This is a genomic window from Levilactobacillus angrenensis (assembly GCF_003946085.1).
Lineage (GTDB): Bacteria > Bacillota > Bacilli > Lactobacillales > Lactobacillaceae > Levilactobacillus > Levilactobacillus angrenensis.
In genome coordinates, this window is the sequence record NZ_RHOB01000032.1 from 1 (window position 1) to 11,374 (window position 11,374).

Genomic DNA, 11,374 nt, shown 5'->3' on the forward strand with positions numbered 1-11,374 from the left:
GGATCCACTTATGAACTGTTGAATAGCCAATGCCATATTCTCTGGCCAGTTGGGCAGCTGATTCGCCTTGCTTATATAGGTTGATAATGTTTTGTTTGAATTCTTTGTCGTAACGAGTTGGCATGTAAAAATTCCTTCCTTTTGAGAGATGATTTATTCATTATACGCTCTCTTAAAAGTTGTCTCAGGAATCAGCTTACATCCAATGTTTAAGGACTTTACGATCGATACTTTTGGGCTTGGGTATAAAGTACACTTCGTAGTGTTCACATAAATAGTCTATAAAATCCAAACTGTTAATCACAGCGTGCTCTACGACAGGATTTTTTGGGGATCAGACTGTCCTTTATTAAAAAGCGCAGCGACTTTTTCGAAATACGATTTATCTAATAGATACTCATTATGTCTCATCTTTTACACCTGTTTCCATTTGGAATTCAGATAAGAAATCACGCATATACTTTGTTCGACGACTGGCTTCTTGCTTTCCCATTCTGGTATTCATTGAACTTGCTAATTTCAGTAGCTTTTCATAAAAGTGATTGATGGTTGTACTTTTGTGATGGCGATAATCATCGTGTGTTTTGATTTCCTTCACTGATATTTTGGGATCGTATATTTCCTGTCCAGCGTGCCCGCCGTAAGCAAATGCACGTGCTATGCCGATTGCACCTAGTGCATCAAGTCTATCAGCGTCCTGAACACATTTACCTTCGTTAGAAAGCTGGTAATGGTGTTCAATGTTGTCAGAATATGACATATGTTGGATAATATCTAAAATGTCTTCTCTAGCCGGAGTTGCAATATTCTCATGGCTAAGTATAATTCGTACTTCTCTCAGTCTATTCTTTTTATCTGCAGTGACTTTTTCGTCTATGGTGTCATGCAAATAGCTAGCTGCTTTCACAACATACAGACCAATATCAGTTTCATCTTTTTTAAAATCTTCTGTATATATTTTTTGAGCTAACTTAGCCACTCTTTGGGCATGAAGAAAATCATGCCCAGTTGGATCAAAGGCCATATTTTCTTTAGAAAATGATTTTATATCATCTAAACTCATTACTCTTTATCTCCTTTAATTACTTTATTTCGTAAAGCTATCAAGCATAGAGAAATTGTGAATACGGCAACAAAAAACAAAATCAAGAAATTGATTGCTAACCCCCATTTTGTCCCTGAAATTACACTCCCTTGTTGTTTCTGCAATAAAGAAACAATAGAGGACGATATTGCAATTCCAACTGCTCCTGAATAAGCTTGAACCGTCATATAAATCGAATTACCATCATTTACTAACCCAGCAGGTAATTGAGACAAACTATAGGTCATGATGTTACTGTAGCTAAAGCTCAATCCCACCATAAAAAGCATATATATTAAAACCAGCCCGCCAATACTTGGTGTAAATAGGTTGGCGCCCAAAAAGGTCAGTCCAATGATTATACAGCCACTTATAATGGGTAAGCGGGGTGCAGTTTTATCGTAAATAATACCAGCAACCACCGATAGCACTGCATCAATCACAGCGGCAGGAGCAATTAGAAAACCTACCAAACCAGGTGACTGGGCAAAAAGTATTTGTAGCACATTAGGGATTAAGTATGACATACTCAAAGAACTGAATTGCAATAGAAAAAAAGCACTTAACAACTGCAAAAAGCGTTTGTTTTTAAAGAGACTTAATTCCAATAATTTATGGCTCTTATGCTTCTCATTAAGAAGGAAAAGTAAGCCACTAAAAAAAGCTGTTCCTAGTAAAAACAAATACAATTTAAAAGAGCTACTGTTAGCAGTCAAGTTAGCAATAAACATCAACGTCGTTGTCAAAAAAATGGCCAAGAAAATGCCCCCACGGACATCAAAGGGAACGTAATGAACCGGTGAACTTTGTTCAATGCTAAGCTCACCAAGCAGCCAGGTAACCATAATAATTGGTATTAAAATTATAAATAGAAAATGCCAATTTAATGTGTCCTGAATTATGCCACCATATATGGGCCCCACTGCTGGTGCAAAGGCAATAACTAAGCTACCTATCCCCATAAAAGTGCCAACTTTTTTCTTTGGCACTTGATCTAGTACGACAGCAAACATCAACGGTAACGCGATTCCATCAGCAATGCCTTGACATAAGCGGCCTAGCAAAACTAAATTAAAGCTGTTGGAAAAGCTTGCAATCAACGTACCGACTAAAAAGCTTAAGCACGAAACTCTAAATAAAGTTACCACACGAAACCGTCTTAAAAAGAATGAACCCAATGGAATCAAACTAGTTGAGACTAGCATATATCCAGTAGTCAACCATTGAACTTGACTGATAGGTATAGAAAAATACGTTGTTAATTGTGGGAAGGTTATGTTTAACGCTGTTTCAACCACTATTCCTAAAAAGCTTAAAAGACCAATCGAAATTATTGCGCTCAATAGTTTGTTGTGTTTCTCTTGAACCAAGAATTGCACCTTCCAAACACTACATGTAGTTTTTTCATCACATATTATACCACTATATATGGTTCTTAGGCCGTTGCTCCTACATATTTTCAAAAACGAACAATTGTTTCTCTAGCCTTTGAGAAACTACACTTAAAATAGTCGCAAGTCCGTTATAGGCATGCTATAATGTAGACAGAAAAAGGAAGCCCCGCTAGAACAGGACTTCCCATGTAGAACCGTTTAAGACGGTGGCAAAGTTTAATAATAGATTAAATAATCCGTTAGCCCTGCCAAAAGCTAAGACGGATTATTTTTTTGCTGACTTTTGATCAGCTCAACAATTAATGCGATTAAGGCTACGATAAAGGTACCGAAAGCCAGCATTAATTGTAAAGCGTCCGCAACGGACACTTAGGCTACTCCTTTCGTTAGGATTTATGGGCTTTAAGGGTTTAACACCATAAGCACCACCTCCGATCGGAAATAGCCACCGCCTTAACTTCTCTACAAACTTTAATTATACAGGCAAACTAGGAATCTACCAAGCATGTAAGTAATTACAAAGGGTTATTATTATGGAGGCAAAACATGAACATATCTGAACTATCTGAAATTCTGAAATCAAATCAACACGAAACTGACACTTACGATTTTAAAGAACGCTGGGAGAACACAAATAGTGAACTTCTAAAAGATATTCTAAGTTTTGCTAACACAGCTCACCATAAAGATTGCTATTTGATATATGGAATCGATGATAGTAAACACGTTGTTGGCATAACTGATGAAGATAAAAACCAAAAGAACCAACAAATGATCACCGATTTTTTAACACACGTTCATTTTGCCAATGATTCCATTCCAGACGTTATATTCAATAAACTACCTGTTGATGGCAAAATAGTGAATATTCTTACAATCAAAGATAGTGATCAAGTCCCCTTTTATTTAGCAGACGATTTTAAGGGAAAGGGAAGGCCAATTAGCAAGGGGACTATATTCTTCAGAGATAAAGATTCTGATTTTGGATTTCAATCTGTTCCTCCTTACAAAACTATGGAAAAATTGTGGCAGAAACATTTCCACCTCGATTTAAAACCCAAAGATCGTTTCCCGTACTTATTAGATGACATTTGTAATTGGTCATGGCATGATGGTGACCCAGAAAAGTTTGTTTATAATATAGATCCCAATTTTTGCATTGAGATAGAAGAAAGGGAAGACCAAGAAACTTCTATACAGGTTGAAAGCTTTAGCGTAAACTTACCCAATCCCCAAATATTCTGGTCTTCTGTTTCATTAAAATATAATCAACAAGATGTAATGAATCCTTTAACAGGCATGTCTTTAGATGGTGGTAGGGGATTTGTAATTTATCCTGAAATTTCTAAAATAAAGGATTTATATTACTATTATTATTTTGCCAATAGCCTTAGAGAAAAAGTAGGTAATGTCGTTAACTATCAAAAACGACATGCTACAGGTACATTTACGATCGATGACTATTTTAATTCTATAGTACAGTATAGCGATGACAAACAAAAACAACTAATCGAATCGGAAATAGAAAGCAAAAAAATTGATTTTTCTCCAAAAGATAAAGAAGTAAAAGAGCTAAACAAACATTTAACAACCACGTTCGGTAAAAAATATGTGGAAAGGCACACTTTTTCGTCTATGATCAGTCAAATAAAGTTAACTCGATATATAAATAAAACAATAAATAAATGAAGGCTATGCGTTAACCTGCGGAGGTTAAACTAGTTTCCTAATTGATAATCAAAAACGATAGTCTTTAATAAATGAGGGAATCGTCGATTCAATTCTGCTTGTCGTAAGGTTAGATAACTATGAACACCTGAATGTCTAATTGAGATTAAACCATTTAGTCGTAGATTCCTATAATGTTGTGACAAGTTGCTTTTCTTGCCTAGGTCACTAAAAATTTCACAGGAACATTCTTGGTTTTCTTTAAATAGTGTGGATACAATTTTTATCCGAGTGGGGTCACTTAGTGATTTCAATATTTGAGTAAGGGTTAATTTGTCGATGTCAGCGTTAGTAAAAACAGTATCTGTCACCTTCTTGTCACTTCCCATTAAGATAATTTACTTTTCAATTGTTTAGTATATACTAAACAATTGAAAGAAGGAACTGCTATGAACCAAAAATTAGAAATAATTGAACATTACTTTAAACTATCAGATTTAGCTTCTAGTGATCACCAAGCATTAAACGAAATCATCAATTTATTTTCCAATGATGCTGTTGTTGAGGGAGCTAATGGGGTTGTTGCTGATAATACAGCTAAGATTGCTAGTTTCTTTGAGAACTTTTTTAAAGATAATCAGGAACTACGCCATTTATGTTGTATCAGTCCTAATAACGATGAATACAAGACTGAATGGGTTGTTGCCGGTCGCAAAAGGAATGGTAAATTATTTGCGCTTCATGGCTTTGATCAATACCAATTTAGCCAACAAAATAAAATAAGCTTTTTGAAAGTTGAAATTAGTAAGTAGAAAATCAAAGTGGCCACTAGGGTATACCCTAGTGGCCTTTTTTGATTCTGTGCTATACTAGGAATTACAAATGTTCATTAGAACTGTCCAAAAGGAAGTGCTGACAATGGCTAAAATTGGTTATGCTCGTGTGAGTTCCAAAGAGCAACATTTAGATCGACAGCTAGCGGCCTTAAAAGGCGTTGATAAATTATTTACGGATAAATTAAGTGGAGCTAACACTAATCGGCCAGAACTGCAAAAAATGCTCGCCTATGTTCGCGAGGGTGATATTGTCCTGGTCACTGAATTAGATCGCTTAGGCCGAAACAACCAGGACTTAACTAAGATCATGAACACCATTCAAAATAAGGGGGCCACCCTAGATGTGTTAAACTTGCCGTCCATGACAGGGATTGCGGATCCTAATTTACGCCAGGTCATGACGAATCTCATTATTGAACTGTATAAATATCAAGCTGAAAGCGAACGTAAGCGGATCATTGAACGGCAGCAACAAGGGATTGCCCTCGCTAAACAGCAGGGTAAATATCATGGTCGGAAACCTCAATATGCCGAAGATGATCCCCGTTTACTACATGCTTTTAAACTTTACCAGACGGGCATGAGTGATGTAGATGTTGCCCGTAATACCGGGATTAAACGGACAACCTTTATCAGATACCGAAAGAAATTCGATGTGCATTGAACCGGTTTACATGAGATAATCAGAATAGATTAGAAGCCCTGAAACAGGCGTAAAATAACAAATGCTTAAAAATGATGCTACTGGAAGTTGGTCGCATCTTTAATTAGTATTTAAATTAAAAATTAGAATCTAAAGGAGAACTTATATAATGACAATACACAAGAATCCTTTAGTTAAGCCCTTTGTCAAATGGGCTGGGGGAAAGCGACAATTATTACCAGAGATAAAACGTTATTTGCCGTCAAAAATTAAAAATTATTACGAACCATTCGTGGGAGGGGGCGCTGTTTTTTTGGATATGGTAGATTGTAAAATTTAAGTTGAACATATTAGTGGACAGAAAAACCCATAAAGGTCTTTAATGGTGTCACCACAACATTCCACTAGAAAGAAGGACCTTTATGAGCACCACTATTTTATCATTTGAAGACTGCGTTGTCATCGAAACACTTCATCATGAAAAGCACTCACTTCAATATATTGCCGATTATTTAGGCTTTAGTAAAACCACTATCTTTAATGAGGTTCATCGCTTAGCTGGTGAGTATCACGCAGTTAAGGCTCAAACTGACCATGAAGTTAAACTTAGTCATCGTGGTCGTAAAACCATCTTAACGACTAACCTAAAGCGATTGATTGAAGAAAAAATCAAGATCCAAAAATGGTCAATTGAACAAGTGGCTCATGTAGTTAGAATTGCCTACAAAACCATCTATAACTGGATTGATCAGGGACTACTGGATATTAATGTGACCGATTTACCTGACCATGGTATTCGTCGCAAACGAGCTAAAGAAACCCGTGGTACTTTTAGTCATGGACGTTCCATCGAAGATCGTCCAGCTGAAATTTCTGATCGTAATACTTCAGGTCACTTCGAAGCTGATACAGTTTTATCTGGAAAACGTAAAGGTCAAGCAGTAGCTACGTTTGTCGAGCGTAAGAGTCGGCTTACCATCGTTAAACGGCTTAATGGACGAGATAGTACTTCAATGACCAAGGCTATTTTAGAAATGGCTAACCAGTTAGGAGATAATCTCAAGACCCTTACTGTTGACCATGGGAAAGAATTCGCCAACTACAATTTGATTGAAGAACAGACCGGTGTTCCGCTGTACTTTGCGCACGCTTATTCGCCACATGAACGAGGCAGTAATGAAAATCGCAACCGAGTACTACGCCGCTTCATTCCCAAAGGTCAACCGATTGATGAGATTACCGATGATGAATTGATTCAAATTAACTGGTATTTGAATTCCCGACCACTCAAATGTTTAAATTGGCGAACACCGATTGAGATCTTTTTGCGTGATCTGCGTTACTAAATTTGTTCAAGTTATTTCTTGCAATCTGCCATTTTTAAACCCAAAATATTTTTTATCCACGCCAAGCCTTGTCGCCTCGCGGTTCATCGGTTCATCTGACGATTTCTCTTAGGCACAATATATTGCTTATCAGTCCGCATCGAGATACTATATATAGTGTCGAATCGATCAAAAGCGACTGAAACAAAGTCAATATGAGTACAAGAAATACTTATGAAAAGTACGGGAGGAATCGTTATGCAAGCAATGAAACTTTCATCAGTTTCACTATCTGATGAATTTATAAATCGAGTAAAAAGCGAAATCACACCGCACTGGGGCGAATTAGGCTGGGTTACATATAAGAGAACTTACGCCCGTTGGATCCCAGAGAAGCAGCGGACAGAGAACTGGGACGAAACCGTTAAGCGGGTTGTCGAGGGCAATATCAACCTCGACCCACGACTTCACCAAAACAATGTGGATCCCCAAGTAGTCAGTGAATTAACCGACGAAGCCAAGAAGCTTTACAAATTAATCTACGGCCTTGCTGCCACCCCATCAGGTCGAAACCTGTGGATCTCAGGAACCCCTTATGAGGCTCGCAACGGAGATGCCCTGAACAACTGTTGGTTTATCGGCATTCGCCCACAACCATACGGTGACAGCCACATTATGCCCGAATATTTGAAGAAGGATCAGCCAGCCGTTTCAATGCCATACTCCTTCATGTTTGACCAATTAATGAAGGGCGGCGGTGTCGGTTTTTCTGTCGTTAAAGAAAACGTTCATAAGATTCCGTTGGTCAACAACGAAGTCAACTTAACCATCGTGATTGACAAGAATAGTAAATCCTATGATGCTTCCCTCAAAATGGGGGCCGTTGACAAGGACGCCTACTTTGAGAAGCATTCAATTACCGATGCAGCTTACTATCGCCTGCCCGATACCCGCGAAGGCTGGGTTCTTTCAAATGCGCATCTGATTGACCTGCACTTTGCTTCAACTAATCCAAAGGGTCAAAAGAACCTGGTTCTTGATATGAGTGACATCCGTGAAAAGGGTGCTAAGATCAAGGGCTTTGGTGGAACTGCCTCTGGTCCAATGCCGCTCATTGAAATGCTATTTGACATTAACAAGATTTTGAACGCCCGCGTTCGTCGTCACTTGTCATCCGTTGACATGACCGATATTGGCAACATGATTGGTAAGACCGTTGTTGCCGGAAACGTTCGCCGTTCTGCCGAATTAGCATTGGGCTCCGCCGATGATGAGGATTTCATCACCATGAAGCAGGACCAAGAAAAGCTCATGCATCACCGTTGGGCTTCTAACAACAGTGTTGCCGTTGACTCAAAATTCAGCAATTACGGCCCAATCGCCGATTCCATTCAACATAATGGCGAACCCGGCATCGTGAACTTGGAATTATCCAAGAACTACGGCCGGAAAATCGACGGCTTGCAAAAGGACATCGATCCAAACGTTGAGGGGACTAACCCATGTGGTGAAATTTCACTTTCAAACGGTGAACCATGTAACCTCTTTGAAGTCTTCCCTTACGTTGCCAGCCAGCAAAATTGGGACCTCGATGAAGCCTTTGCTTTGGGGACTCGTTTCTCCAAACGGGTTACTTTCAGCCCATACGACTGGGAAGTTTCTCGTAAAGCAATCAAGAAGAATCGCCGGATTGGTATCTCAATGTCCGGGATTCAAGACTGGATTTTAAGCGAATTAGGTAACCGGGTCGTTGTTGGTTACGAAGACGCCAAGGATCCTGAAACCGGCGAAGCAATCAAGAAGCCGATTTACGACAAACGTGCGGTTAAAATGGTTGATGGTTTATACAAGGCCGTTGTGAAAGCTGATAAGGACTACTCAGATGAACTAGGCTGCAACACCTCCCTCAAACACACAACCGTTAAGCCATCAGGGACCGTTGCTAAATTAGCCGGCGTTTCGGAAGGCATGCACTTCCACTACGCCCCTTACCTGATTCAACGAATCCGGTTCCAAGATTCTGATCCGTTGCTGCCAGCATTGAAAGCTTGCGGCTACCACGTTGAAAAGGACGTTTACTCCAAGAACACCATGGTTGCTGAATTCCCAATCCGCGCTGCTCACGCTGACAGCAAAGCCTTTGCTTCAGCTGGGAACGTTTCGATTGCTGAACAATTTGCCACCCAGGCATTCCTGCAGACTTACTGGTCCGATAACGCGGTTAGCTGTACCGTTACATTCCAACCAGATGAAGGCGACCAGATTGCCCCACTGATGAAGCAGTACCGCTTCACCACTAAGTCAACGTCGTTATTGCCTTACGTTGGTAACGAATTCAAGCAAGCTCCTAAGGAACCAATCGAGCCAAAAGTTTACGAAGAAAAGGTCATGCAGATCCACGGTGACGTTCAACGGACATTTGAACAGTTGAGCGGTAACCATGATCAAAAGGGTGCCGAAATTATCGGTCAAACCGACTGTGAAGGCGGCGCCTGCCCAATTAAGTAATAATGATCTTTTAAATTTGAATCATCCAATCACCCATTTTACGGCGGTGATCCAAGAACGGAAATCTGACCAAAGGTTTCCGTTTTTGTTTGGCGAAAACCCGTCCTGGGCGCTTGACGGTCGCGATTAGCAGCGTTAAATTACCATTATGTGAGGAGGTAATCATTTGAACCCATTCAAGAAGACGGAAAAACAGCGTGAGGAGTTTCTTCGCAATATTCGCTTTATCGACAAATCCGTGTTTGGCACGTACACGCCCGACCCGCAAAATTCCCCTCGAGAAGAACAACGCCGGATTAAATCAATCAACCGCGAATACCATCACGAAATTCGGCGGGAAAAGGGCGAAATGCGGATTCTCCATTTTAAATTATTTATGATGGGCCACGAGCGCCTTTCTGCATTTGTGCAGGCAATCATTACCGGTCGGCAGCCTCATTAGGTGCCACAAATTTTTCATTTTCCAAAATTAATTATCGCAAAATGCGCAAAATTAGCTTATGATAAATCTACTGACCCTTACATCCAAAGGAGCGACACACATGGTAAAAATCTACACTAAAGTCGGTGATCACGGTAAAACCAAGCAGGTCACCGGTCGAATGGTCCCAAAGTATGACTTACAGATTGAAGCGCTTGGGGCCATCGATGAACTGGACTCTTGGTTGGGTTATGTGATCTCAATCTTGTCACCCAAAGCTCAAGAATTAGCGCCTAAACTTAATCTCATCCAGCACAACCTTTACGAACTGCAAGCGGACATCACCGTCAAGCGCCACCATGAAATTACTGACGAGAAGACCAAGCAGTTAGAGACCGAAATCGATGCCATCATGGCCAAATTACCTGTAATCAAAGCGTTTATCCTCCCTGGTGGTAACCCGTCAGGGGCCGCGTTGCAGTATGCCCGGGCATTAGCTCGGAAGGCCGAACGATTAGTCGTTGAACTCAACGATAAGGCCCAGCCATTGAATGAAGAAATTCTCGAATATCTGAACCGGCTTTCAGACTATCTATTTGCATTAGCTCGTTATGCCAACTTGTTGGAAGGTTATGACGAGGAAAAAAGTAAGCTTTAATGAGGTGTTAGGAAGTGCCAACCATCCAGAACAATCAATCAAAGTCCCAGAGTTTAGCGGATAAGGTTTCCCAGGAAATCGAAGCCGCCATCTTAAACCACGAATTAGCAGTTGGTGATCGGCTCCCCACCGAACCGAACTTAATGGCGCAATACAATGTCGGCCGTTCAACAATCCGCGAAGCTATCAAAGTACTCGCCAACCTCGGCTTAATCGAGGTTATTCAGGGAAAGGGCACCACCGTAATCCACGACACCCTGCCCGACCCAACCATTTCAAAAGCGTTACGGGAAGCGCCGGCAATTGAAGCCTACGAAGCCCGCAAGGCCTTGGAAATCAGCATCGTCAACCTTGCCTGCCTGAACCGGAACGCAACCGATTTGAAGGCCCTGGGCTATTATCTCGAAATTCGGGCGGCAGCTGCCAAACGTCATTCAATCGAAGCCTATCGTCAGGCGGACGAAAAATTTCACGAAGCAATTATTGAAGCCGCCCATAACAGCGTGATTGCGACAATTTACGAACACTTTTGGCAGTCATTCAACGATCGCTTCGGTAAGCAGTTTATCGAGCTTAAATTTCACAGTGATCAGCCCATCATTCATCAAAACATTTTAAAAGCCATTGAACAGCAGGATGTTCACCTTGCAATCCAGTGGAGGCAAATTCTATAATTAATCCGAACAGAAATTAAAAAGCCCAAAGCAATCACTTACAATGGTAGTAGCTAATTCCAACCAATATAGGGAGTGATTACTTTGGGTACATCTACTTTATCACGTTTTCAACGTGGCGCACTAGCACAACTGGTCAATGAGGGGAATAAATCTTACCAAG

At 40.4% G+C, this 11,374-nt stretch carries 13 protein-coding genes and 2 pseudogenes; 9 read left to right on the forward strand and 6 right to left on the reverse strand.

Annotated elements, in window-relative coordinates; all coding sequences use genetic code 11:
• The 5 genes and pseudogenes from EKM83_RS13605 to EKM83_RS12375 form a co-directional block, all read right to left on the reverse strand.
• The coding region (locus EKM83_RS13605) for an IS3 family transposase (protein ID WP_016374491.1) at window positions 1-124 on the reverse strand (124 nt) is incomplete at its 3' end.
• An 81-nt stretch (window positions 125-205) separates the two neighbouring features.
• A pseudogene (locus EKM83_RS13565) lies at window positions 206-411 on the reverse strand (S-adenosyl-L-homocysteine hydrolase); the annotation flags it as partial.
• Complete coding sequence (locus EKM83_RS12365) at window positions 401-1,063, reverse strand: HD domain-containing protein (RefSeq protein WP_047021679.1); 663 nt, start codon at window positions 1,061-1,063, stop codon at window positions 401-403. The gene EKM83_RS12365 and the pseudogene EKM83_RS13565, both read right to left, overlap by 11 nt.
• Window positions 1,063-2,454, reverse strand: coding sequence for an MFS transporter (locus EKM83_RS12370; protein WP_047021678.1), 1,392 nt, complete (start codon window positions 2,452-2,454; stop codon window positions 1,063-1,065). Before EKM83_RS12370 ends, EKM83_RS12365 begins: the two co-directional genes overlap by 1 nt.
• A 279-nt stretch (window positions 2,455-2,733) precedes the next feature.
• Complete coding sequence (locus tag EKM83_RS12375) at window positions 2,734-2,820, reverse strand: putative holin-like toxin (RefSeq protein WP_153152501.1); 87 nt, start codon at window positions 2,818-2,820, stop codon at window positions 2,734-2,736.
• Between the two features lie 204 nt (window positions 2,821-3,024).
• Between EKM83_RS12375 and EKM83_RS12380 the strand changes: the two genes are divergently transcribed.
• Window positions 3,025-4,167 (forward strand): AlbA family DNA-binding domain-containing protein, encoded by a 1,143-nt coding sequence (locus tag EKM83_RS12380; protein ID WP_047021677.1) that lies wholly within the window; start codon window positions 3,025-3,027, stop codon window positions 4,165-4,167.
• Window positions 4,168-4,196: 29 nt separating this feature from the next.
• On the opposite strand, the gene EKM83_RS12385 is transcribed toward EKM83_RS12380, so the two are convergent.
• Window positions 4,197-4,535, reverse strand: a complete 339-nt coding sequence (locus EKM83_RS12385) for an ArsR/SmtB family transcription factor (protein ID WP_080952783.1) — start codon at window positions 4,533-4,535, stop codon at window positions 4,197-4,199.
• 60 nt (window positions 4,536-4,595) lie between these two features.
• On the opposite strand from EKM83_RS12385, the gene EKM83_RS12390 reads away from it, so the two are divergent.
• The 8 genes and pseudogenes from EKM83_RS12390 (at window position 4,596) to EKM83_RS12425 (ending at window position 11,211) form a co-directional block, all read left to right on the forward strand.
• On the forward strand, window positions 4,596-4,958 hold the full coding sequence (locus EKM83_RS12390; protein WP_047021676.1) for a hypothetical protein: 363 nt from the start codon (window positions 4,596-4,598) through the stop codon (window positions 4,956-4,958).
• Between the two features lie 106 nt (window positions 4,959-5,064).
• Entirely contained in the window at window positions 5,065-5,646 is a 582-nt protein-coding gene (locus EKM83_RS12395) for a recombinase family protein (RefSeq protein WP_071665523.1), read from the forward strand.
• Between the two features lie 148 nt (window positions 5,647-5,794).
• Window positions 5,795-5,947: pseudogene (locus EKM83_RS12400) on the forward strand (DNA adenine methylase); the annotation flags it as partial.
• Between the two features lie 100 nt (window positions 5,948-6,047).
• On the forward strand, window positions 6,048-6,971 hold the full coding sequence (locus tag EKM83_RS12405) for an IS30 family transposase (RefSeq protein ID WP_047021683.1): 924 nt from the start codon (window positions 6,048-6,050) through the stop codon (window positions 6,969-6,971).
• Between the two features lie 237 nt (window positions 6,972-7,208).
• Window positions 7,209-9,458 carry a ribonucleoside-triphosphate reductase, adenosylcobalamin-dependent gene (nrdJ, locus tag EKM83_RS12410; protein ID WP_040537491.1) on the forward strand — a complete coding sequence of 750 codons (2,250 nt, stop codon included), beginning with the start codon at window positions 7,209-7,211 and terminating at the stop codon, window positions 9,456-9,458.
• A gap of 166 nt (window positions 9,459-9,624) precedes the next feature.
• Window positions 9,625-9,900, forward strand: coding sequence for a hypothetical protein (locus EKM83_RS12415; RefSeq protein WP_008210697.1), 276 nt, complete (start codon window positions 9,625-9,627; stop codon window positions 9,898-9,900).
• 100 nt (window positions 9,901-10,000) lie between these two features.
• Window positions 10,001-10,537: a cob(I)yrinic acid a,c-diamide adenosyltransferase gene (locus EKM83_RS12420; RefSeq protein WP_071665521.1), complete on the forward strand. Its 537-nt coding sequence runs from the start codon at window positions 10,001-10,003 to the stop codon at window positions 10,535-10,537.
• 14 nt (window positions 10,538-10,551) lie between these two features.
• Window positions 10,552-11,211: a FadR/GntR family transcriptional regulator gene (locus EKM83_RS12425; RefSeq protein WP_071665520.1), complete on the forward strand. Its 660-nt coding sequence runs from the start codon at window positions 10,552-10,554 to the stop codon at window positions 11,209-11,211.
• Window positions 11,212-11,374 lie beyond the last annotated feature (163 nt).

Excerpts from the sequence above, each read along its gene's own strand:
- EKM83_RS12375 (WP_153152501.1), bottom strand. The coding sequence starts at position 2,820 with ATGCTGGCTTTCGGTACCTTTATCGTAGCCTTAATCGCATTAATTGTT.
- EKM83_RS12390 (WP_047021676.1), top strand. The coding sequence starts at position 4,596 with ATGAACCAAAAATTAGAAATAATTGAACATTACTTTAAACTATCAGAT.
- EKM83_RS12420 (WP_071665521.1), top strand. The coding sequence starts at position 10,001 with ATGGTAAAAATCTACACTAAAGTCGGTGATCACGGTAAAACCAAGCAG.
- EKM83_RS12405 (WP_047021683.1), top strand. The coding sequence starts at position 6,048 with ATGAGCACCACTATTTTATCATTTGAAGACTGCGTTGTCATCGAAACA.
- EKM83_RS12385 (WP_080952783.1), bottom strand. The coding sequence starts at position 4,535 with ATGGGAAGTGACAAGAAGGTGACAGATACTGTTTTTACTAACGCTGAC.
- EKM83_RS12380 (WP_047021677.1), top strand. The coding sequence starts at position 3,025 with ATGAACATATCTGAACTATCTGAAATTCTGAAATCAAATCAACACGAA.
- nrdJ (WP_040537491.1), top strand. The coding sequence starts at position 7,209 with ATGCAAGCAATGAAACTTTCATCAGTTTCACTATCTGATGAATTTATA.
- EKM83_RS12365 (WP_047021679.1), bottom strand. The coding sequence starts at position 1,063 with ATGAGTTTAGATGATATAAAATCATTTTCTAAAGAAAATATGGCCTTT.
- EKM83_RS12395 (WP_071665523.1), top strand. The coding sequence starts at position 5,065 with ATGGCTAAAATTGGTTATGCTCGTGTGAGTTCCAAAGAGCAACATTTA.